The following is a 23,352-nucleotide window of genomic DNA, read 5'->3' on the forward strand; positions in this document are numbered from 1 at the left end:
CAATCCGATCCGCCTTCGACAGCCTCACCCCAAAGGCCTGCCGCAACTGCCTCACAGCGGCCGGATACGACGCATACGATCCAACCTGATCGGCAATAGCTCTAGCTCAAGCAGGCGACGGTTGCGGAAGCGGAATGCACCGGGTTAGTCCGGGTGAAACTTCCTGTCTCGACGCGAGCCGCCATGCGATTTTCCGGAACCGACACCTACGTCGCGCCGCCCGATCTCACCACCGCGGTCAACGCTGCGATCGTGCTGGAGCGCCCGCTCTTGGTGAAGGGCGAGCCCGGCACCGGCAAGACCGTGCTGGCGGAGGAGATCGCCAAGGGGCTGAACGCGCCGCTGCTGACGTGGAACGTCAAATCGACCACCAAGGCGCAGCAGGGGCTCTACGAGTACGACGCGGTCTCGCGCCTGCGCGACTCGCAGCTCGGCGACCCGCGGGTGTCGGACATTTCAAACTACATCCGCCGCGGCAAGCTGTGGGAGGCCTTCGCCGCCCCGGAGCGGCCGGTGCTGCTGATCGACGAGATCGACAAGGCCGACATCGAGTTTCCCAACGACCTCCTGACCGAACTCGACCGGATGGAGTTCCACGTCTACGAGACCGGCGAGACGGTGCGGGCGGCCGTGCGCCCGATCGTCATCATCACCTCGAACAACGAGAAGGAGCTGCCGGACGCGTTCCTGCGGCGCTGCTTCTTCCACTACATCAAGTTCCCGGATGCCGAGACGCTGCAGGCCATCGTCGAGGTGCACTATCCGGGCATCAAGCACCGCCTCGTCGAGGAGGCCCTGCGGGTCTTTCTCGAAACCCGCGAGGTGCCGGGCCTCAAGAAGAAACCCTCGACCTCGGAGCTGCTCGACTGGCTCAAGCTACTGGTGGCCGAGGACGTCTCGCCTGAGACCCTGCGCGAGCGTGACGGCCGCAAGCTGATCCCGCCGCTGCACGGGGCGCTGCTCAAGAACGAGCAGGACGTCAGCATCTTCGAAAAACTCGCCTTCATGATGCGGCGGGAGGGCAGGGGCGGCTGAGCCGCCCCCACACTCAATTCGCCCGGCGCGAGACCGATACCGCGTAGGCCGGCGAGCGGATCGCGAACATCGGGTCGTCGGACGGTCCGGCCACGCCCTCGGGCAGGTCCACCACCGGGTCGAAGGTGCGGGCGTCGCAGGTGGCATCCGGCTCGATCGCCGTGATCGAGAGCGTGCCGAGGGTCTCGGCCTTGCGCTGCTCCTCCGGCCACGCCACCGTCGGGTCGCTGGTCGTGTCGCCGGATTCGGCCAGGATCGCGACGAGGTCGAACCGGGCCGGGCCCTTGGCCAGGCGCTCCTTCAGTTCGTCGGCGTAGAAGCTGTCGGGCTTGGCCTTCGCCTCGTCGTCGGTGAGATTCGCCTTCTCGGCGGCGACGAACTTCAGCCGGGCGGTCTTGGTCTCGCCCTTGGCGTTCGTTAGCGTGTAGGCGTGGACCGCCCAGTAATCGACGCCGGCATAGCTCGCCGGCACCGGGCGGGCGTTGAGCCACGCCGCTTGGCGCGTCGTCTCGGGGTTGGCGGCGGCAAACGCCTTGACCTTCTCGGCATCCGGCTTGCCGTCGGGGCCCGGCGCGCGAACCTGCACGAATTCGAGGATCTGGGCCGGGGTCCGGGTCGAGAAGATCGGCGCCGAGATCGTCACGAACACCATGTCGCCGGCATCCGCGCTCATCCGCACCGAGAGGCCGCGGGTGACGGGCTTGGTCTTGTCCGAGATTTTGGGATTGCTGCCACCCATGGAGAAGCGGGCGGTCACCGGCACCTCTTTCGCGAAATGCGGCGCCTTCGACAGCGCCGCGGCGCCAGAAGCCGGCGCGAAGCTGCCCTTGAGGCAGACGCCCTTGGCGCCGCTGGCGCGCACGCCCTTGTGGTTGCCGCCGGCCGCGAACTGCCCGGCGACGATGGCCGCCGGATCGGTTTCTTCCGCGTGGGCCGCAGTCAGGAGGCAGGCGGTCGCGGCGAGGCCGCCGAGGAGCGCGCGGGTTCGGCTCATGATCGTCTCGTCTCTCACTTTGGAATCGCGCCAGGGAGCGCATGTCCACTCGTGAATTGCGCGCAATCCTTTTGCAAGCACCTTGGTCGTCACGGGCACGTCATATCGTGGATGCTGGGCTGGGTCGCGGTGACGATTGCCCCCGCCGCCCCAGTTAAGGGCGCATCGCTCACCCCGTGGTGCCCCACCATGAAAACAAAGAAACTCGGCCGCACCGGCCTCGACGTCTCGCCCCTCTGCCTCGGCTGCATGACCTACGGCGTGCCCGAGCGCGGGCCCCATCCCTGGACGATGCGGGAAGAAGACAGCAGGCCGCTGATCCGCCGCGCGCTCGACCTCGGCATCAACTTCTTCGACACCGCCAACTACTATTCCGACGGCACCTCGGAAGAAATCGTCGGCCGGGCGCTGAAGGATTTCGCCAGCCGCGACGACATCGTGCTCGCCACCAAGGTCTATTACCCGCTCACCGACCGGCCGAACGCCGGCGGCCTGTCGCGTAAGGCGATCTTTTCGGCGATCGACGCCTCGCTGAAGCGGCTCGGCACCGATTACGTCGATCTCTACCAGATCCACCGCTGGGACTACGCCACGCCGATCGAGGTGACGCTGGAGGCCCTCCACGACGTGGTGAAGGCCGGCAAGGCCCGGTACATCGGCGCCTCGTCGATGTACGCGTGGCAGTTCGCCAAGGCGCTCTACACCGCCGACCGCAAAAGTTGGACGCGGTTTTCCACGATGCAGAACCACCTGAACCTGCTCCACCGCGAGGAGGAGCGCGAGATGATCCCGCTCTGCGCCGACCAGGGCATCCCGCTGATCCCGTGGAGCCCACTCGCCCGCGGACGCCTGACCCGCGACTTCGACGCGGGCAGCGCCCGGCAGGAGAGCGACCTCGTCGGCAAGGGGCTCTACGACGCGACCGTGGAGGCCGACCGCAAGGTGGTCGAGGCGGTGGCCGCGATCGCGCAGGCGCGCGGCGTGTCGCGGGCGCAGGTCGCGCTCGCCTGGGTGCTCCAGAAGCCGGAGGTCGCCGCGCCGATCATCGGCGCCTCGAAGCCGCAGCATCTCGACGACGCGGTCGCGGCCCTCGACCTCGCCCTGACGGCGGACGAGATCGCGGCGCTCGAAGCCCCTTACGTGCCGCACGCCGTGGTGGGCTTCAAATGACCCGCCGCCTGCTGCTCCTGCGCCACGCCAAGTCCGCCTATCCGCACGGCGTGGCCGACATCGACCGGCCGCTCAACGCCCGCGGACGCGAGGCCGCGCCGCTGATGGGCGACGTCATCGCCCGCGAGGGCCTGCGGCCCGACCTCGCCATGGTCTCGCCCGCGCGGCGCACGCAGGAGACCTGGGCGGCCGTACGCCCGTTCCTCGACGGCACCCGCGAGGAGACCGTGCCCTCGATCTACGAGGCGCCCTCCCGCCGCATCCTCGACGCGATCCGCTCGGCGCCCGACACCGTCGGCACGCTGATGGTGATCGGCCACAATCCGGGGATCGGCGACGCGGCTTCACGCCTCGTCGGCGAGGGCGAGACGGAGTTGCGCCGGAGCTTACGCGAAAAATTCCCGACGGCGGCGCTGGCGGTGATCACGTTCGAGGCCGAGACTTGGGCGGCGATCCACGAGGGCGACGGCACGCTGCAGCGCTACCTTCGCCCGCGCCAGCTCGCGGCGGAGATGGACGACGACTGAAGGCGCCCGCCGCACCGCCTGGAAGATGGCGGCGCCACACAGAACCCTTCGCTCGGCTGCGCCGTTTCCGGGCGAGGCCGTGTCCGGCCCGCCCGACGGGGGATCGCTTGCTTCTCGAAGCCCTCTTGGTCCTGACGATGCTGCCGCGCGAGGCCGAGACGGCGGGGCGGGCCGCCGCGCTCTCAGTGCAGGCCCGTCTCCCGGCGCTCCCGGCACCGGAGGCCGCGCCGACTCTGCCGCCGAGCCTCAGTCTCGTCGCCCGCGCGGTGTCGAACTGGCGCGAGGAGGCGGGCCAGAACCTCGCGCCGACCTCGCTCGCCCTCGTGGTCCGCTACGCCGCCACCGAGCCCGGCTTCGTCGCCCGCTGCGTGCGGCTCAACAATTACTGGTGCGTGAAGCAGGCGCGCTGGTCGGGCGAACTCGGCGGCGACGCGGAGGGTCACACGGGCTTCGCCACCGCCGCCGACGGGGCGGATGCCGCCGCGGGGCTCCTGCGCCGCTACTACCGCGATTACGGCCGCCGCACGGCGCTTGCCATCGTGCGGCGCTGGGCACCTGCCGAATGCGGGGCGCCGCGCCCCGTCGCCCGCTCGGTCCCGCGGGGCGGGACGACAGCACCCGCGGTCTCGGCCGGCCTCGCGCCGCAGGGCATCGGCCGGACGCTGCGGGCCCGCTTCCTGGCCCGCCACGGCCGCGGCGGGGTGGCGCGGGCGCTGCCGCCGGTCGCGGGGAGCCTGCGGGTCCAGCCGTGGTCGGCTCGCGCGCGGCTCGCCGGCCATCCCGGACGTGCCCCCCGCGCCGCGGCCCTGCCGCCCCTGAGGCCCACGGCCGATATCGTCACCGGCCTCAAGGCGGCGTCCGCCGCTCCGGCCCCCCGCGCCGTAACCGATCCGGCCGCCGTGCTGGCCTCGAGCCGTCCCCTGGATGCGAGCCGGCTGACTGCGGAGGCGGCGGCGCTGCCGGCGCTCGCCGCCCTGCCCAAGGGGAGCCTGCTCGATCTGTCCGTTCCGGCCCCGCTCTGCTCGGGCGACGAGACCCGCATCCGCAACTACGCCGCGCGCATCGCGGGAAGCGTCGGGATGGGGTCCGAGGACGATCTGCGGCTGTTCGACGGGGACGGCCGGGCGGGGGCGAACCTCCTGCCGGTGCTGCGGGCGATGTCGGCGGTCGAACTCGGCACCCTGCACGCCGCGCCCGCTCTGATCGCGGCGGCGGTGGAACGGCTTCAGGATCGTCAAGCGGTGCGTGCGAACGCAGAACCGATGGTTGAATCGGACCGTTGATCCGGCTAGACGCCGCAACAATCAAATTACACCCCGAAGATCAACCGCAATATCGTCACCCTTCGACAAAAGATCATTCGCAATAATGCCCTAATTCTTGACGCGACATCAATGCAAGAGGCATCTGTTCGACAGCGTTACACAGTCCTCCGTCGCTTGACCGGGCGGAGCGGTTCCCATACTGACATCGCCGACGGCTGTCGGGGCGGCGGGGTCACGACGGGGATCGCCCGAACCGGCCCCCGGAACGGCGCCAAAAAATCTTCTGCCGGCAGGGCTTCGGAACATGACCATCCATCGCGATCTGGAAGATGCGAAGGGCCATGATACGAAGGGACACGATTCTCAGGGGCATGTGGCGTCCTACAAGATCTGCCCTGACAAGACGATCGAGTTCATCCAGGCCGGGGCGCCACAGGTCGAGGCGTCCGTCATCCTGCGCGACCGCTACGGCTTCCAGGAGAGCGGCGTCGTCCTGAGCCGGCGCGCCCTCGACCGGCGGATCGTCAACCACATCGTCACCTCCGACAAGGGCCTGATCTGGCGCCTCGTCGAGACGCCGACGGGCGCGCGCATCGGCAAGAACGTGCGCAACTGGACGCTTGCGGGCAGCGACACCTACTTCATCTTCACCGAGAACGACACCGGCGACGACCGGCCCGCGGGGGCCGTGGCGCGGCTGTTCGACCCGCTCGACGGCGAGGATCTCGCGGTCGAGCCGGGCCGGACCTACCTGTTCTCCACCCTGGTGGCGACCCATCGCTGCGACGCCTGCTTCGTCTTCCAGTTCCTCGATCCCGAGGGACAGGTCGTGCATCGGCAGGTCCACGACGTCGCCACCGTCCGCAAGGGCGGCACCCGGATCGGGGATTATCAGCCGCTCACGACCCGTCTCGACGTCCCGGGCAACGCGAACCGCCTGCGGGTCCTGATCGAGAAGGGGGCCAGCACCAGCCAGAACAACAGCTACTTTTTCTTCGCCAAGCCGGCGCTGGCGGTGGAGACGGACGAGCCGATCGTCCTGTCGAGCGAGTTCCTCCGCCTCACCCGCGAGGACGGCCCGGCCCAGATGCTGGCCTACCGGGTAAAGCTGCCGCTCGTCGCCTTCGAGGGCCGCAAGGGCACCAACGACATCGTCATCGTGATCGGCCCGCACGAGCACGTCATCAAGAACGCGATCTCTTACGGGTTCGACTTCAGGATCAACGAGTTCCGGGTCAACTTCGATCAGGTCGCCGTTTCGGTCTCGCGCAGTTCGGCCAACCACGCCTATGTCCGGCTCGGCGTCTACGTCGATGACGACCCGATCGGCCAGGTCGAGCTGCTGCTGGGGGCCGATCAGGTCAGCCACAACATCAAGATCGACCGCAGGCATTTCGACGGGCAGTATCACGTCGTCTCGATCCGCGACGCCGACGACGACACGGTGCTGCACCACACGACGGTGTCGCTCGACTTCCAGATGACCCCCTGGGAGGCGTTGCAGACCTACGCCAAGAAGCCCTTCGACGCGACCTTGTCGGCGCTCGCCGCCTATCACCTCAAGTCGTACCGCAACTGGCACCGGAGCCCACGCGACGCGGAGCGCATCCCGAACCTGTACGCCCTGCAGGAGACGCTGCTCGACGGCATCCGCAAGCGGGCGAGCTATCGGCCGCTCGCCTTCCCCGCGGTCGAGACGCCGGACGTCAGCATCGTCATCCCGCTGCACAACAAGTTCGAGGTGACCTACCTCTGCCTGTCGTCGCTGCTGTTCGCCTACACGGCCTACAGCTTCGAGGTGATCGTCGTCGACGACGGCTCGAGCGACGACACCGTCCGGATCGGCGAGACCGTCTCCGGCATCACCTGCCTGCGCAACCCGACCGCCAAGGGCTTCGTCGAGAGCTGCAACCGCGGCGCGGCCGCCGCGCGGGGCCGCTACACGGTGTTTCTCAACAACGACACCGAGGTCACTGCCAACTGGCTCGACGAGCTGATCCACGCCCACGAGGACTTCAACGACGTCGGCCTCGTCGGATCCAAGCTGATCTACCCCAACGGCACGTTGCAGGAAGCCGGCGGCGTCGTCTGGGGCACCGGCAACCCGTGGAACTACGGCCGCAACCAGAACAACAACGACCCGAAGTTCAACTACCTGCGTCAGGCCGACTACGTCTCCGGCGCCGCCCTGCTGATCGAGACAGAGTTCCTGCGCGAGATCGGCTCCTTCAGCCGCGAGTTCATCCCCGGCTACTTCGAGGACACCGACCTGGCGATGAAGGTGCGCCACGCCGGCAAGCGGGTGCTCTACGTGCCGAGTTCGGTCGTGGTGCATTACGAGGGCCAGTCGTCGGGCACCGACGTCTCGTCGGGCATGAAGAAGTATCAGGAGGTCAACCGACCCAAGTTCAAGAAGAAGTGGGTCAACCTGTTCAAGGATCACGGCCGCGAGGGCGTCAACGTCGATCGCGAGAAGGATCGCAACGTCCGCCAGCGGCTGCTGGTGATCGACAACCACTACCCGATGGTCGACAACGACGCGGGCAGCTACGCCGCCTTCCAAGAGATCCGGCTTTTTCAGAGTCTGGGCATGAAGGTCACCTTCCTGCCGCTCAACCTCGCCTTCATGGACCGGCACACGCGGGCGCTGCAGAAGATCGGCGTCGAGTGCCTCTACGCGCCGTTCGTCACCGACATCTCGGCCTTCATCCGCGACCGCATCGGCGAGTTCGATCTCGTCTACGTGACACGCTACTACACCTTCGGCAGCGTCATCTCGCTGATCCGCGAGCACTCGCGCAGCATCAAGGTGATCCTCAACCTCGCCGACCTGCACTTCCTCCGGGAGATGCGGGCGGCCAAGGCGCAGGAGCCGAACTACAGCATCGAGGGCGCGCTGGAGACCAAGCGCCGCGAGTTGGAGATGATCGCCGAGGCCGACCTGACGCTGAGCTATTCCGACGTCGAGCTGACGGTGCTGGAGAGCCACCTTCCGGCGGCCAAGCTCGGGCGGGTGCCGTGGGTCATCGACGTGCGCGACGACATCAAGCCGCGCTTTGACCAGACCAAGGACATCCTGTTCCTCGGCGGATTCGGCCATCCGCCCAACATCGAGGCGGCGCGCTTCTTCGTGGCGGAAGTGATGCCCGAACTGCTGGCGCGCGACCCGTCGATCGTGTTCCACATCGTCGGCAGCAACCCGACCAAGGAGGTGATGGATTTCGCCTCCGACAGCGTGAAGGTGCACGGCTACGTGCCGGACCTCGAGGCGGTCCTGACCTCGACCCGCGTCTTCGTCGCGCCCCTGCGCTCGGGCGCGGGCATCAAGGGCAAGGTGCTGGAGAGCCTGTCCTACGGGCTGGCCGGCGTGTTCTCGCCGATCGCCATCGAGGGCACCGGCTTGTCGGACTCGCTCGACTGCCTCGTGGCCGACGAGCCGCGGGTCTGGGCCGAGCAGGTGCTGCGACTCTATCAGGACGAGGCGCTGTGGGAGCGCATCAGCGCCGGCGCCCTGAAGCGCGCCCAGCGCTTCTCGTTCGAGCACGCCCGCGAGGACCTGCAGAAGACGCTGGCGACGGTCGATATCTACACCACCGCCGACGGCCTGCATTACAAGCGCGTCCGGCCCCGCTCGTACGAATGATGCCTGGTTGCGCGGAACAGGACCGATGCTCCTGTTCCGCGCGTCCGGCGGACGACCGCCGCCCCGCAGTCGCGGGGGCGATCGGCGATGAAAGGATCATCCCCGATTGGCGTGTAGAGGGCGAGCCCGCGCCGGGCGTCAGGCGGCGTCGCCCGGCGCCTTCTTCAACTGGCAGCCGGTGATGCGCCACTGGCCGTCTACCTGCCGCTGAAGCGTGTAGAGCGCGACCCAGTCGATGCCGGCCTCGTCCTGTAGGCTCACGCCCTGCGCGATCTCGTCGTCGGCCGTCTCCTCGGCGGTCTCGAAACGGTAGCTGCGCGGGCGCAGCACCGGAGCGTAGCCCTTCTCCACCATGGCGATGAAGGTGTCGGGGGAGGGGAACAGGTTGCGGATCTGCGGCGCGGCCTCGGCGAAAGCTGCGCCCGAATCGTTCCGGCGGAACGCCTCGATCTGGCGCTCGATGGTGGCGCGGGCAGCCTTCTGCGACGTGTCGTCGGCCCGAGCGGGCGAGAGGGCGGCGAGCGCCAGTGTGATCAGGACAACGGCTGTGCGCATCGCGGGGGCGCTCCGTGCTTCCGGCGCCGAACCCGGCGCGGCCTGCCTTTCGTGAAGCAGGCCGCGGGCCAACGCGCTCAAGGCGCTTCGGGCTCCACCGGATCGTGCACGCGCCGCCACGCGAAGACGGAAAACACGCCGACGAGGCAGGCGGCGATGCCGAACCACGTGAACGCGTATTGCAGGTGGTTGTTGGGCAGATCGACCCGCAGGTTCCCGCCGCGGGGCCAGCCGCCGGGGTTTTCGGTCGCGTCTGCCTCGATCAGGTAGGGGGCGACGTTGCTCAGCCCTCGGGCGGCCGCGATCGCCGCGATGTCGCGGGTGTACCACTGGTCGCGGGCGGGGTCGGATTCCGGCACGAACAGCGTGCGGACCTCGCTGCCGCGCAGCATGCCGGTCACGCTCGTCTTCCCCGCGACCTGTCCGGCGGTGCGGCTCTTGACGTCCTTCAGCTCGGTCGGCACGAGCCCGCGGTTGACCAGGATGAGGCTGCCGTCGTCGCGCTTGAGCGGGGTCAGCACGTAGAACCCCTGGAGCGCGCGGCCGGGCTCGCCGGGCGCGAGACCGTGGACCAGCGCCTCCTTGTCGTGGAGGAAGGTGCCGGTCGCCCGCACCCGGCGGAACTCGTCGGCGGTCGGATTCCAGGCATCGAACGCCGGGGGCGCGGCCGGCGGCGCAGCGCGGGAGCGCTCGATGATGCGGGCGATCAACGCCTCCTTCTCCCCCTTGCGGGCGAGCTGCCAGAATCCGAGGCCGAGCAGGATCGCGAGGCAGACCAGCGCCGCGATGCCGGGGGCGATCAGGCTGCGCAGGCGCGCGGAACGGTCGGCGGCGGTCGCGGTCACGAGCGGAAACGTCCCTGCTCGGCCTTGTTGGCGAATTGGACGGCGGTCAGCACGCCCTTGAGCGGTCGCACCAGCCCCAGGCTCAGGCCCACCGCGAGGGTGCCGGCGACGAGGGCGTGGACCCAGATCGGCGGCTCGTAGGCGAATTCCAGCCACAGGGCGGTGCCGGCCACGACGAAGCCGGTGATCGACATCACGAAGAAGGCCGGGCCGTCGGCGGAATCGAAGCGCGAAAAGTCCTGGCCGCAGATTTCGCAGGCCGGGCGGACCGCGAGGAAGCCGCGGAACAGGTGTCCCTCGCCGCAGGCCGGGCAACGCCCGCGCAGGCCGGTCGTGATCGGGGAGGGGGTGGTCACGGTTCGGTTCACGGGCTCGAGATCCTGGCGTCGGCCGGGTATGCCGCCCCGGCGCGGGGAGCGCACGCAAAAAAGGGCGGCTCGCGCCGCCCTTCGGGGTTGCCGCCCACGCAGGGCGGCGAAGGATGCCGGGCCTCAGTGGGCCGAGGCGCCCGCGCCCCAGACGTAGATGGCGGCGAACAGGAACAGCCACACCACATCGACGAAGTGCCAGTACCAAGCGGCGAACTCGAAGCCGAGGTGCTGCTTGGGGGTGAAGTCACCCTGGTAAGTGCGCAGCAGGCAGACGGCGAGGAAGATCGTGCCGATGATGACGTGGGCGCCGTGGAAGCCCGTCGCCATGAAGAAGGTCGCCGAGTAGATCGAGCCCGAGAAGCCGAAATGGGCGTGGGCGTACTCGTAGGCCTGGCAGGCGGTGAACAGCACGCCGAGGATGATCGTCAGCCACAGGCCGTACTTCAGGCCCTTGCGGTCGCCGTGCAGCAGGGCATGGTGGGCCCAGGTCACGGTGGTGCCGGAGGTGAGCAGGATCAGCGTGTTGAGCAGCGGCAGGTGCCAGGGGTCGAACGACTCGATGCCCTTGGGCGGCCAGAGGCCCCCGGTGAACTCGACGCGGGTCGCCTGGATCGGGTCGGCGGTGTAGAGCGCGGCCTCGAAATAGGCCCAGAACCACGCCACGAAGAACATCACCTCGGAGGCGATGAACATGATCATGCCGTAGCGGTGATGGAGCTGGACGACGCGGGTGTGGTCGCCGGAATTCGCCTCGTGGGTGACGTCCTTCCACCACGACAGCATGGTGTAGAGCACGCCGAGCGTGCCGGCGCCGAACACGTAGGGGCCGATGGCGAGGCCGCCGGCGGAGAGGCCCTTCATCCAGAAGACGGCGCCGAAGGCCATCAGGAACCCGGAGAACGCACCGAGAAGGGGCCACGGGCTCGGGTTGATGATGTGGTAGTCGTGATTCTTGGCGTGCGCCCCGGCCATCGCAACTGGTCTCCCTTCGCCCTACCCGTCGCCGCATCGACGGCCGGGCCTTCTCTTGCCTTGTTGAGGATCGTGCCTGAAGCCCGATCCCGGTGAAGCTCTACTGCGGGCCCCGCGCCCTTGTCACGCTTGGGGCCTCAGAAATTCGTGGTCTTGGTCGGCTTCGCCACCTCCGCCACCGGCGCCCCGTTCCGCGACGGGAAGTAGGTGTAGGACAGGGTCATCTCAGGCAGCGTGCCGATGTCCGGATCCTTGCGCAGGGCCGGATCGACGTAGAACACCAGCGGGAACTCCGCCGACTCACCCGGCTGCAGCGTATGCTCGTCGAAGCAGAAGCACTGCACCTTGACGAAGTACGGGCCCATCAGGTCGGGCTGCACGTTGAACACGGCGATGCCCTTGGCGGGCTCCGTCCCCGTGTTCGTCACCTTGAAGAACACGGTCGCGGTCCGGCCCGGCACCGCCTCCACGCTCGCCTGCTCGGGCCGGAAGCGCCACGAAAGAGTCTTCGACACGTTGGTGTCGAAGCGGACGGTCACGGGTGCGAGCGCCTCGCCGTCGGTGACCGCGGGGGCGCTGCCAACGAGCGGCGTGCCGTTGAAGCCGGTCGCCTTGCAGAACATGTCGTAGAGCGGCGCCGAGGCGAGCGCGAGGCCGCCCATGGCGAGCACCATGCCCGCGCAGGCCGCCACGGTGCGACGCACGCCGCGGGCCGCCTGATTCTGCCTGTCGCTGCCTTGCAACATCGCCTCGTCCCTAGAGCGGCCGCTGCAGGACCTGCGGTCCGAGCTTGGCGATCGTCAGCACGAAGAACAGGATCACCAGGGCGCCGAGCGTCAGCGCGATGGCGAGCGAGCGCTTGCGGCGGGTCTGGGCCTCTTCGGGCGTCAGCGGGCGGATGCCGTCGGGGAGATCGCTCATGCCGGGCCTCAGACCAGGACCGCGCGGTAGAGGCCGAGCCCCTGCTCGGCGAGCAGCGCCGAGAACAGCAGGAACAGGTAGAGGATCGAGAAGGCGAACAGGCCCATCGCGGCCTTGCGCTCGGACTCGCCTTGGCGCAGGCGAAACACCTGCACGGCGCCGGCCAGCATGCCGAGGCCGCCGAGCACGCCCACCAGCGCGTAGAGCCAACCGCCGAAGCCGAAGAACACCGGCGCGAGGCCGAGCGGGGCGAGCAGCAGGGTGTACCAGACGATCTGGCGGCGGGTGGAATCCGGGCCGGCGACGTTCGGCATCATCGGGATGCCGGCCTTGGCGTATTCGCCGCTTTTCACGAGCGCCAGCGCCCAGAAATGCGGCGGCGTCCAGATGAAGATGATCGCGAACAGGATCAGCGACTCGATGCCGACATGACCGGTCACCGCGGCCTGGCCGACCACTGGGGGAAGCGCCCCAGCGGCGCCGCCGATGACGATGTTCTGCGCCGTCGCCCGCTTCAGCCACATCGAGTAGATCACGGCGTAGAAGACGATGGTGAAGGCGAGAAGCCCCGCGGCGAGCCAGTTCGAGGCGAGCCCGAGGATCAGCACCGAGCCGACCGAGAGCACGATGCCGAAGGACAGGGCCTCGTCGGGGCGGATGCGCCCGTCGGGGATCGGCCGCTTGGCGGTGCGGGTCATCAAGGCGTCGATGTCGGCGTCCCACCACATGTTGAGGCAGCCCGAAGCGCCCGCGCCGACCGCGATCATCAAGAGCGAGATCGCCGCGATCACCGGGTTCACGGTGGCATCCGACACCACCATGCCGACGAGCGCGGTGAAGATGACGAGCACCATCACCCGCGGCTTCAGCAGCGCGAAGAAGTCGCGCACCTCGCCGCCCACGGCGGGGGCGAAGGAATGGGTGTCGGCGGTGACGCTGTTCGACAGGGTCGTCATGAAAACCGTGTTCTGACGCTTGGATGGAGGCGGGGAGGGAGATTTTTTGGATCGCCGCCCTTTGCCGGAGGCCTTCGGTGATGACGAAGGCTTCGGGGAAAGGGCGAGGACCGCCGGGGCGGTCCTCGCGTCTCGTTTTAGTGGGCCGGCTCGTCGACGATCTTGGGGAGCGTCTCGAACTGGTGGAAGGGCGGAGGCGACGACAGCGTCCACTCCAGGGTGGTGGCACCCTCGCCCCACGGATTGTCCGCGGCGCGGGTCTTGGAGCGGAAGGCGAGCACGATGCCGATCACGAAGACCACCATGCCCAGCGCGAAGACGTGACCGCCGAGCGTTGCGACCTTGTGCCAGCCGGCGAAGGCCTCCGGGTAGTCGGCGTAGCGACGCGGCATGCCGGCGAGGCCGAGGAAGTGCATCGGGAAGAACAGGATGTTCGCACCGACGAAGGCCAGCCAGAAGTGCAGCTTGCCCGCCCACTCGGGGATGATGTGGCCGGTCATCTTCGGGAACCAGTAGTAGACACCGGCGAAGATGATGAACACGGCGCCGAGCGAGAGCACGTAGTGGAAGTGCGCGACCACGTAGTAGGTGTCGTGCAGGTACTTATCGACCGCCGAGTTCGCGAGCACGACGCCGGTGACGCCGCCGACCGTGAACAGGAAGATGAAGCCGACCGCCCAGTGCATCGCGGCGGTGAAGCGGATCGAGCCGCCCCACATGGTCGCGATCCACGAGAAGATCTTCACGCCGGTCGGGACCGCGATCACCATCGTGGCGAATACGAAGTAGGACTGCGTCTGGAGCGACAGGCCGACGGTGTACATGTGGTGGGCCCACACGACGAAGCCGACGACGCCGATGGCGACCATGGCGTAGGCCATGGCGAGGTAGCCGAAGACGGGCTTGCGCGAGAAGGTGGCGATGATGTGCGAGACGATGCCGAAGGCCGGCAGGATCATCACGTACACCTCGGGGTGACCGAAGAACCAGAACAGGTGCTGGTACAGCACCGGGTCGCCGCCGCCGGCCGGGTCGAAGAACGTCGTGCCGAAGTTACGATCGGTCAGCAGCATCGTGATCGCGCCGGCGAGAACCGGGAGCGACAGGAGCAGCAGGAAGGCGGTGACCAGCTCGGCCCAGGCGAACAGCGGCATCTTGTGCAGCGTCATGCCGGGCGCGCGCATGTTCAGGATGGTGGTGATGAAGTTGATCGCGCCGAGGATCGAGCCCGCACCGGCGAGGTGGAGCGAGAAGATCGCGAAGTCGACCGCCGGACCGGGGTGACCGGCCGAGGAGGACAGCGGCGGGTAGACGGTCCAGCCGGTGCCGGCACCGGACGCACCGGGCGAGCCCTCGACGAACAGCGAGCAGACGAGGCAGGCGAAGCCCGACACGGTGAGCCAGAACGAGATGTTGTTCATCCGCGGGAAGGCCATGTCCGGCGCGCCGATCATCAGCGGGACGAACCAGTTGCCGAAGCCGCCGATGAGGGCGGGCATCACCATGAAGAACACCATGATGAGGCCGTGGCCGGTCACGAACACGTTGTAGGTGGCCGGGTTGGAGAAGTACTGGAGCCCCGGCTCTTCCATCTCCATGCGGATGCCGAAGGAGAGGAACGCGCCGATCGTGCCGGCCATGAAGGCGAACACGAGGTAAAGCGTGCCGATGTCCTTGTGGTTCGTGGAGAGGAACCACCGGGAGAAGAACGAGGGCTTGTGGTCGTCGTGGGCGTCGTGCCCGGCATGTGCTGCGGCTGTGGCCATCTCTATGCCTTGCTCAGATCTCTGTCGCCTCTGGCGAATTCAGGTTTCGGCCGGAGCTTTGCCCCGGCCCGACGAAAGCGTCAGCGGGCGTCCGCGAGGCGCGAGCCGTTGTCGATGGCGGCGTACTTGGTCTTCGCCTCGGTGAGCCACTCGGCGTAGGCCTGCTCGGAGACCACGCGCACGGTGATCGGCATGTAGGCGTGGCGGGCGCCGCACAGCTCGGAGCATTGGCCGTGATAGGTGCCCTCGCGGTCGGCGCGGAACCACCACTGGTTCAGGCGGCCGGGGATCGCGTCGATCTTGCCGCCGAAGGACGGCATCGCCCAGGAGTGGATCACGTCGCCGGAGGTGACCTGCACCTTCACGATCTTGCCGACCGGCACGACCATGTCGTTGTCGGTGGCGAGCAGCTTCGGCTGCTTCTCGTCATCGAGGTTGGCGTCGAACGTGAAGCCGCCCTTGTCGCCCTCGCTCGTCGGATACTCGTAGGACCAGTACCACGCATGGCCGATCACCTTGACCAGCACGTCGGCCTTCGGGTCGGAGAGCTGGGTGCGCAGCGTCCGGAACGACGGGATCGCGACGGCCACGAGGATCAGGACCGGGATGATGGTCCAGGCCACCTCGATCATCGTATTGTGAGTCGTCCGCGACGGCGTCGGGTTCGACTTCTCGTTGAACTTGAAGATCACGTAGACGATCAGTGCCAGCACGAACAGCGAAATGCCGAACGCGAGCCAGTGCAGCCAGTTCTCGAAGATGTGGAGGTCGTGGGCCTCCGCCGTCACCGCCACCTGACGGTCCATCTGCCACGGCTCGGGCTGGCCGATGCCGGCCGCCAGCGCGATGGAAGACGGGACGAGGAGGGCGCCGAGAGCGGCGGCCCCTCTCAGTGACCAATGTTGCGCCTGCGTCTTCCGCATGTTCCCCGCCTGGCTCCCCGAAGTGCCTGTTGAGTTCTTAGCCCTTGAATTCGCGAAGCCTGATCGCAAATCCGGTGGGCGGCCCGACCCTGGCGTGCCATGCCGGTTGTTCGGCTTGGTCTGGCGCTGCCGGACGGGCGGTCGCGACGTAGAACCATACTGATCGTAAAACCGCAACCGCAACGGCGTCGCTTCGCGTCGGTTGGACGCGGGTCAATGGGACCGGGGTGACATCCGGCGGGATCTGAAGGTGCGACGATGGGGCAGGGCGGAACGGGCATCGTGTCGGGCCTTCCACCCGTCTCGGTTCGGGTCGGAACGCTGGTCGTGGCCTACGATTCCCCCGAGCCGAAGGCCGATTCGCGGGCGCTCGCCGTCGAGACTCCGGTCAACGTCGTCTACGGCAGCGTGCCCTACGCCGTCATGATGCTGACGCCGGGCGACCTCACCGATTTCGCCTACGGCTTCAGCCTGACCGAGAGCGTGGTCGAGTCTGCGGACGAGATTCGCGGCGTCTCGGTCGAGGACGGGGAGGGGGGCCTGCGGCTCCTCGTCGATCTCGCCCCGGGGCGGCTGCGCGAGCATCTTGCCCGAAAGCGCGCCATCTCCGGCCGCACCGGCTGCGGCGTCTGCGGCATCGACGACCTCGCCGCCCTGCCCATGGCGAAGGCACGGGAGGACGGCGCGTCGAGCGGGCCGCGCGTCTCGCTCTCGGCGATCCAGGCGGCGCTCGATGCGCTCTTCGACCTCCAGACGCTCAACCGTGAGACCCGCGCGGTTCACGCCGCCGGCTGGGCCCGGCTCGACGGCACGCTGTTCGCGGTCCGCGAGGATGTCGGCCGCCACAACGCGCTGGACAAGCTGATCGGCGCGCTGATGCGGGACGGCGTGCGGCCGGACGAGGGCTTTCTCGTCATCACCAGCCGCTGCTCGTTCGAGATGGCCGAAAAGGCCGCGGTGCTCGGCGCCTCGGTGCTGGTGGCGATCTCGGCGCCGACCTCGCTCGCCATCGAGCGTGCGCGCTGTCACGGACTGACTCTCTGCGCCATCGCCCGCTCCGACACCCTCACGGTGTTCTCCGGCCGCGAGCGTTTGGTCTTGGCCGGCGAAGCGGGCTGATCAGTTCGCGCCAGCCTCGCCCGTACCGCCGGGGACGATCGTCGCCCCGCCGATGACGCGGACCGGCTTGCGGTCGGCGGGCGGGTCCTGCCACGTGCGATCCTTCGGTGCGGGTGCCAGCGCCGGGGCAGATTCGGCGGTTTTCACCGAATTGGCGGTCTCGGCCGGCTCCGCACTCTTCGCGGGCGCGATCTCCACAGGCTTCTCCTCGGCCTTCGCCGCAGGCGCGGCTGCCTCGGCAGGGCGCAGGCTCGGCGCGGGGGCGGGCGGCGCAACGCGGGCGACCGGGGGCTTGGCCGGCGGGGGCGCCTTCACGGCGCGGCGCGCGGCGTCCGGCCGGGCGGCCGCGTCGGGATTGACGCCGTAGGGATTGGCCTCCGGCGCGATCGGCGGCGCGATCCCGGCATTGGCTTCCTGGCGCGGCAGGGCGGGGCGCGAGGGCGCCGCGCGCACGCGGCCATCGTCCAGGGCGGGACCGCGATAGGTGGGGGCGGGTACGGCGGAGGGGATGTCGGCGGGCGGCACCAGCCGCTCGGCTTCGCGGAAGCGGCGGGGCCGGTCGTCCTCCTCGGTCCAACCGTAGCCCGGCGTCACCGGGCGCGGGCGGATCGCGGTCGGGAAGTAGGGCTCGCCGACCACTTCGCGGCCGATCACGGCGCCGTCGCGGGCATCCACCACGAGACGCAGCCGCGCGCCGCGCGGACCGGTGGCCTCGACCACGTAGGCCCGCCCGTCGAAGCGCGGACGGCCGATCTCGGTGAAGCCACGATCCTGAAGGCTGTAGGCGACCGAGCGCGGCGACAGGGCCGGCTCGGCCCGGTAGACCGCCCGCGGCGCACCGTAGACCTCCTCCGGGCCGTAGCCCCAGGAATAGCCCTGCGCGGCGGCCCCTTGCAGGCTGGCGCCCATCAGGAGAGCGGCGGCGCCCACATGGCGCAGCATCGTCACGGCACGACCGGAGACGGGACGGCTCGGAGCCATGCGGACCTCGCTGGATCGAAACGGGTATGAACGGGTATCCGGGAGCCCGCTGTTCTCCGCGGGTCTCCCGGCGTCACGGGCGGTCGCGCTTCCCCGCATTCCCTCCGTGTCGGCCCGTAGGGTTGAAGCCTTCGAATGGGGCGAGATTGCGAAGCCGCCGGCCCGCGCACCGGCTGATTGCGGCGCGCGGCGGAGGGTCGCGTCGGGCGAATTGGGGGCATGCTTCGGCACATGGTTGAAAGCCCTGCGCCTGCGGCTCCGCGCCCCTTGCTGGAAACCCTAAAATCTGGCAACGTCCCCTATAGGACAGCAACACTGTCCCATTTGTCGCGCTGGCCGCCGGGCGGGCTTTGGGGATTCCTCACGTGATCGACGTGACGTCCGAACGAGCTGACAAACCGGCGACCGTCAAGGCGATCCGGGCGAGCGACGGCTGAGCGAAGCCGGACGCTGCAGCCCGCGGGTCTCGCGGGCGATTCCGGCAGGAAGACCCCGACAGGACCGATCGGCTGAAAGTCGCGCGCGGCCCAGGCACCGTTGGTGTTCGGGCACGAAACATGCTCGCATGCGGGCAGGGTCGGAGATTGGCGGACGATGAGCGGAATTTCGTCTGAACTGTCGGTGGTCGAACACGAGGCTCCGGCTCCGTCGCGGGCCGGCCCCGCGCCGCTGATCGTGCGCGATCCCGCCCTGCCGATGGCGCAGGGCGCCTACGATCCGGCCCAGGAGCGCGATGCCTGCGGCGTCGGCTTCGTCGCCGACATGCACGACCGGCGCAGCCACGCCATCGTCCAGCAGGGCCTCAAGATCCTCGAGAACATCGACCATCGCGGGGCGGTCGGCGCCGACCCGACCATGGGCGACGGCTGCGGCATCCTCACCCAGATCCCGCACGGCTTCTTCGCCGAGGAATGCTCGCGCCTCGGCTTCGAGCTGCCCCCCGCCGGCGGCTACGCCATCGGCCAGTTCTTCATGCCGCAGGCGGTTGACGCCCGCGCGATCATCGAGGGGATCGTCGAGAAGACGCTGGCCGACGAGGGCCTGCCGCTGCTCGGCTGGCGCGACGTGCCGGTCGACTCGACCGATCTCGGCAAGGCCGTGAAGGAGACCGAGCCGCATCACCGGCAGCTCTTCATCGGCTGCCCAGCCAGCATCACCGATCAGGACGCCTTCGAGCGGCGCGTCTACATCGCCCGCAAGGTGATCTCGGGGAAGGTCTACAGCCACGACGACAAGCGGCTGATGGAGTTCTACCCCGTCTCGGTGTCGAGCCGGACCGTGGTCTACAAGGGCATGGTGCTCGTGCACCAGCTCGGCCACTACTATCTCGACCTGAAGGACGAGCGCTTCGTCTCGGCGCTGGCCCTCGTGCACCAGCGCTTCGCCACCAACACCTTCCCGACCTGGCGCCTGTCGCACCCCTACCGGTTGGTCGCGCATAACGGCGAGATCAACACGCTGCGCGGCAACGTCAACTGGATGGCCGCGCGTCAGGCGAGCGTCGATTCGGAGCTGTTCGGCAACGACATCTCGAAGATCTGGCCGATCTCCTATGAGGGTCAGTCCGACACCGCCTGCTTCGACAACGCGCTCGAATTCCTCGTGGCCGGCGGCTACTCGCTGGCGCATGCGATGATGATGCTCATCCCCGAGGCGTGGGCCGGCAACCCGCTCATGAGCGAGGAGCGGCGCGCCTTCTACGAGTACCACGCCGCCCTGATGGAGCCGTGGGACGGCCCGGCCGCCGTCGCCTTCACCGACGGCCGCCAGATCGGCGCCACCCTCGACCGCAACGGCCTGCGTCCGGCCCGCTACATCGTCACCGACGACGGCCTCGTCGTGCTCGCCTCCGAGATGGGCGTGCTGCCGATCCCGGACGAGAAGATCGTCCAGTCCTGGCGTCTCCAGCCGGGCCGGATGCTGCTGATCGATCTGGAGAAGGGCCGCATCGTCTCCGACGAGGAGATCAAGGGCGAGCTGGCCGGTGCGCACCCCTATGCCGAGTGGGTGAAGAACACCCAGATCGTGCTGGAGGAGCTGCACCCGATCCAGCCGCGGGCGTCCCGCACCGACGTGGCGCTGCTCGATCGCCAGCAGGCCTTCGGCTACACGCAGGAAGACCTCAAGCTGCTCATGGCCCCCATGGCTGTGACCGGCCAGGAGGCCGTCGGCTCGATGGGCTCGGACACGCCGCTCTCGGCGCTCTCCGACAAGCCCAAGCTCCTCTACACCTACTTCAAGCAGAACTTCGCGCAGGTCACCAACCCGCCGATCGACCCGATCCGCGAGGAGGCCGTGATGAGCCTCGTCTCGTTCATCGGCCCGCGCCCGAACCTCTTGGATATGGAAGGGGCCTCGCGCCGCAAGCGGCTCGAAGTGCGTCAGCCGATCCTGACGAACGGCGACCTCGAAAAGATCCGCTCGATCTCGCATTTCGAGGACCGCTTCGACACCCGCACCCTCGACATCACCTACGCGGCGGAAGCCGGCGCGACGGCGATGGAGGGCGCGCTCGATCGCCTGTGCGACCGGGCCGAGGTCGCCGTGCGCGGCGGCTACAACATCATCATCCTGTCGGACCGCGCGGTCGGGCCGGACCGCATCCCGATCCCGGCTTTGCTCGCGACCGCGGCGGTCCACAACTACCTGATCCGCAAGGGGCTTCGCACCTCGGTCGGCCTCGTGGTCGAGTCGGGCGAGCCGCGCGAGGTGCATCACTTCGCCTGCCTCGCCGGCTACGGCGCCGAGGCCGTGAACCCCTACCTCGCCTTCGAGACGCTGATCGCGATGAAGGGCGAGTTCCCGCCGGACCTGACCGACGACGAGATCGTCTACCGCTACATCAAGTCGATCGATAAGGGCCTGCTCAAGGTGATGTCCAAGATGGGCATCTCGACCTACCAGTCCTATTGCGGCGCGCAGATCTTCGACGCGATCGGCCTCAACGCCGACTTCGTCGCCCGCGACTTCTTCGGCACCGCCACCACCATCGGCGGCATCGGCATGGCCGAGGTCGCTCGCGAGACGGCGGAGCGACACCGCGACGCCTTCGGCGACGCTCCGATCTACCGCACCGCGCTCGATGTCGGCGGCGAGTACGCCTATCGCCTGCGCGGCGAGACGCACACCTGGACGCCCGACACCGTGGCCACGCTCCAGCACGCGGTGCGCCTCGGCGCGCCCGAGCGCTACCGCGAATACGCCCGGCTGGTGAACGAGCAGGAGAACCACCTCAAGACCCTGCGCGGCCTGTTCCGGATCAAGACCGCCGCCGATCTCGGTCGCGCGCCGATCGACATTTCGGCGGTCGAGCCGGCGGTCGAGATCGTGAAGCGGTTCGCCACCGGGGCGATGTCCTACGGCTCGATCTCGAAGGAGGCGCACGAGACGCTGGCCATCGCCATGAACTCGTTCGGCGGCCGCTCGAATTCGGGCGAGGGCGGCGAGGAGCCGCGCCGGTTCGTCACCGGGCCGGACGGGCGCTCGCGCCGCTCGGCGATCAAGCAGGTGGCCTCGGGCCGCTTCGGCGTGACGACCGAGTACCTCGTCAACGGCGACATGATCCAGATCAAGGTGGCCCAGGGCGCCAAGCCCGGCGAGGGCGGCCAGCTGCCCGGCCACAAGGTCGACGCCAAGATCGCCAAGGTCCGCTATGCCACGCCGGGCGTCGGCCTGATCTCGCCGCCGCCGCACCACGACATCTACTCGATCGAAGACCTCGCGCAGCTGATCTTCGATCTGAAGAACGTGAACCCGGCCGCCGACATCTCGGTCAAGCTCGTCTCCGAGGTCGGCGTCGGCACCGTCGCGGCGGGCGTCGCCAAGGCGCGCGCCGACCACATCACGATCTCCGGCTTCGACGGCGGCACGGGCGCGGCCCCGCTGACCTCGATCAAGCATGCGGGCGGCCCGTGGGAGACGGGCCTGGCCGAGACCCAGCAGACGCTGGTGCTCAACGGCCTGCGCGGTCGCGTGGCGCTCCAGGCCGACGGCGGCATCCGCACCGGCAAGGACGTGATGATCGCCGTGTTGCTCGGCGCCGACCAGATCGGCTTCTCGACCGCGCCCCTGATCGCGGCCGGCTGCATCATGATGCGCAAGTGCCATCTCAACACCTGCCCTGTGGGGGTCGCCACCCAGGACCCGGTGCTGCGCAAGCGCTTCAAGGGAACGCCGGAGCACGTCGTCAACTACTTCTTCTTCGTGGCCGAGGAGCTGCGGGAGCTGATGGCCACGATGGGCTTTGCCAAGCTTGAAGACCTGATCGGCCGTTCCGACCTCTTGGACAAGCGCGACGCCATCGAGCACTGGAAAGCGCGCGGACTCGACTTCTCGAAGCTGTTCCACCGTCCCGATGTCGGGCCGGAGGTGGCGATCCGCCATGTCGAGAAGCAGAGCCACCCGATCGACACGGTGCTGGACCGCCGCCTGATTGCGGGCGCCGAGCAGGCGATCGCGAGCGGCGAGGCCGTGACGCTGACCGACGTGATCCGCAACTCGGATCGCGCGGCGGGCGCCATGCTCTCGGGCGCGGTCGCCAAGGCACACGGCCATGACGGCTTGGCCGACGACACCATCGTGGTGAAGCTCTCCGGCACCGCCGGCCAGAGTTTCGGCGCGTGGCTCGCCGCAGGCGTGACCTTCGATCTGACCGGCCACGGTAACGACTATGTCGGCAAGGGCCTGTCGGGCGGCAAGCTGATCATCCGTCCGAGCGAGGCGCTGAAGGCGCCCCCCGCCCGCACGATCATGGCCGGCAACACCGTGCTCTACGGCGCCATCGCGGGCGAGTGCTACATCCGCGGCGCCGCGGGCGAGCGCTTCGCCGTGCGCAACTCGGGCGCCATCGCGGTGGTCGAGGGCATGGGCGACCATGGCTGCGAGTACATGACCGGCGGCGTCGTGGTCTCCATCGGCGTCACCGGCCGCAACTTCGCGGCGGGCATGTCCGGCGGCCTCGCCTACGTGCTCGACGAGGACGGCTCGTTCCGCGACCGCTGCAACCTGTCGATGGTCGATCTGGAGCCCGTCGAGGAGGAGGACGACATCATGCGTCGCTTCCACCAGGACGGCGACCTGGAGACCAAGGGCCGGGTCGACATCCTCGCCGACATGTCGGGCCACGACGAGGAGCGGCTCAGCCAACTCCTCACCAACCATCTCAAGTACACCGGCTCGCCGAAGGCTAAGCAGATCCTCGACGACTGGGCGGGCTTCCGCACCAAGTTCGTCAAGGTGATGCCGGTCGAGTACCGCCGGGCCCTGCGCGAGATGGAGATGGCGCGGATGCCGGTGGCAGCGGAGTAGAG

Annotated in this window: 18 protein-coding genes; 7 read left to right on the plus strand and 11 right to left on the minus strand. The window is 68.6% G+C overall.

Annotated features, from left to right (window positions below):
- The first annotated feature begins 183 nt into the window (after window positions 1-183).
- Window positions 184-1,035, plus strand: coding sequence for an AAA family ATPase (locus ASG52_RS09375; RefSeq protein ID WP_056242147.1), 852 nt, complete (start codon window positions 184-186; stop codon window positions 1,033-1,035).
- 13 nt (window positions 1,036-1,048) lie between these two features.
- On the opposite strand, the gene ASG52_RS09380 is transcribed toward ASG52_RS09375, so the two are convergent.
- Entirely contained in the window at window positions 1,049-2,029 is a 981-nt protein-coding gene (locus tag ASG52_RS09380) for a catalase family peroxidase (RefSeq protein ID WP_056242151.1), read from the minus strand.
- Between the two features lie 189 nt (window positions 2,030-2,218).
- Between ASG52_RS09380 and ASG52_RS09385 the strand changes: the two genes are divergently transcribed.
- The 4 genes from ASG52_RS09385 to ASG52_RS09400 all read left to right on the plus strand — a co-directional run bounded on the left by ASG52_RS09385 (window position 2,219) and on the right by ASG52_RS09400 (window position 8,634).
- A complete protein-coding gene (locus ASG52_RS09385; RefSeq protein WP_056242154.1) occupies window positions 2,219-3,199 on the plus strand; it encodes an aldo/keto reductase in 981 nt (326 codons plus the stop codon).
- The gene (locus ASG52_RS09390; RefSeq protein ID WP_056242157.1) at window positions 3,196-3,726 is read left to right on the plus strand and encodes a SixA phosphatase family protein; all 531 of its coding nucleotides are present in this window, start codon (window positions 3,196-3,198) and stop codon (window positions 3,724-3,726) included. Before ASG52_RS09385 ends, ASG52_RS09390 begins: the two co-directional genes overlap by 4 nt.
- A 107-nt stretch (window positions 3,727-3,833) precedes the next feature.
- On the plus strand, window positions 3,834-5,009 hold the full coding sequence (locus tag ASG52_RS09395; RefSeq protein ID WP_056242159.1) for a hypothetical protein: 1,176 nt from the start codon (window positions 3,834-3,836) through the stop codon (window positions 5,007-5,009).
- 355 nt (window positions 5,010-5,364) lie between these two features.
- Window positions 5,365-8,634: a glycosyltransferase gene (locus tag ASG52_RS09400; RefSeq protein WP_162249987.1), complete on the plus strand. Its 3,270-nt coding sequence runs from the start codon at window positions 5,365-5,367 to the stop codon at window positions 8,632-8,634.
- 138 nt (window positions 8,635-8,772) lie between these two features.
- Here the strand turns inward: ASG52_RS09400 and ASG52_RS09405 are convergent, their stop codons facing one another.
- The 9 genes from ASG52_RS09405 to coxB form a co-directional block, all read right to left on the minus strand.
- On the minus strand, window positions 8,773-9,189 hold the full coding sequence (locus tag ASG52_RS09405) for a DUF4864 domain-containing protein (RefSeq protein ID WP_056242165.1): 417 nt from the start codon (window positions 9,187-9,189) through the stop codon (window positions 8,773-8,775).
- Window positions 9,190-9,266: 77 nt separating this feature from the next.
- Window positions 9,267-10,034 (minus strand): SURF1 family protein, encoded by a 768-nt coding sequence (locus ASG52_RS09410; protein WP_056242168.1) that lies wholly within the window; start codon window positions 10,032-10,034, stop codon window positions 9,267-9,269.
- The gene (locus tag ASG52_RS09415; protein WP_056242171.1) at window positions 10,031-10,402 is read right to left on the minus strand and encodes a DUF983 domain-containing protein; all 372 of its coding nucleotides are present in this window, start codon (window positions 10,400-10,402) and stop codon (window positions 10,031-10,033) included. The genes ASG52_RS09410 and ASG52_RS09415 overlap by 4 nt, the downstream gene beginning before the upstream one ends.
- A gap of 123 nt (window positions 10,403-10,525) precedes the next feature.
- Window positions 10,526-11,377 (minus strand): cytochrome c oxidase subunit 3, encoded by an 852-nt coding sequence (locus ASG52_RS09420; protein WP_056242174.1) that lies wholly within the window; start codon window positions 11,375-11,377, stop codon window positions 10,526-10,528.
- A 137-nt stretch (window positions 11,378-11,514) separates the two neighbouring features.
- Window positions 11,515-12,123: a cytochrome c oxidase assembly protein gene (locus ASG52_RS09425; RefSeq protein ID WP_056242177.1), complete on the minus strand. Its 609-nt coding sequence runs from the start codon at window positions 12,121-12,123 to the stop codon at window positions 11,515-11,517.
- 10 nt (window positions 12,124-12,133) lie between these two features.
- Window positions 12,134-12,298, minus strand: coding sequence for a cytochrome c oxidase system small membrane protein (locus ASG52_RS27830; RefSeq protein ID WP_056242179.1), 165 nt, complete (start codon window positions 12,296-12,298; stop codon window positions 12,134-12,136).
- An 8-nt stretch (window positions 12,299-12,306) separates the two neighbouring features.
- Window positions 12,307-13,254 carry a heme o synthase gene (locus ASG52_RS09435; protein WP_056242182.1) on the minus strand — a complete coding sequence of 316 codons (948 nt, stop codon included), beginning with the start codon at window positions 13,252-13,254 and terminating at the stop codon, window positions 12,307-12,309.
- A 137-nt stretch (window positions 13,255-13,391) separates the two neighbouring features.
- Entirely contained in the window at window positions 13,392-15,020 is a 1,629-nt protein-coding gene (ctaD, locus tag ASG52_RS09440) for a cytochrome c oxidase subunit I (protein ID WP_056242184.1), read from the minus strand.
- Window positions 15,021-15,100: 80 nt separating this feature from the next.
- On the minus strand, window positions 15,101-15,943 hold the full coding sequence (gene coxB / locus ASG52_RS09445; protein ID WP_056242187.1) for a cytochrome c oxidase subunit II: 843 nt from the start codon (window positions 15,941-15,943) through the stop codon (window positions 15,101-15,103).
- 258 nt (window positions 15,944-16,201) lie between these two features.
- Here coxB and fdhD point away from each other — a divergent pair, with 258 nt between their 5' ends.
- Window positions 16,202-17,062 (plus strand): formate dehydrogenase accessory sulfurtransferase FdhD, encoded by an 861-nt coding sequence (gene fdhD, locus ASG52_RS09450; protein WP_056242188.1) that lies wholly within the window; start codon window positions 16,202-16,204, stop codon window positions 17,060-17,062.
- On the opposite strand, the gene ASG52_RS09455 is transcribed toward fdhD, so the two are convergent.
- A complete protein-coding gene (locus ASG52_RS09455) occupies window positions 17,063-18,043 on the minus strand; it encodes a hypothetical protein (RefSeq protein ID WP_056242191.1) in 981 nt (326 codons plus the stop codon).
- 594 nt (window positions 18,044-18,637) lie between these two features.
- Between ASG52_RS09455 and gltB the strand changes: the two genes are divergently transcribed.
- Entirely contained in the window at window positions 18,638-23,350 is a 4,713-nt protein-coding gene (gltB, locus tag ASG52_RS09460) for a glutamate synthase large subunit (protein WP_056242194.1), read from the plus strand.
- The last annotated feature ends 2 nt before the right edge of the window (window positions 23,351-23,352 follow it).

It is taken from the genome of Methylobacterium sp. Leaf456, assembly GCF_001425465.1.
Lineage (GTDB): Bacteria > Pseudomonadota > Alphaproteobacteria > Rhizobiales > Beijerinckiaceae > Methylobacterium.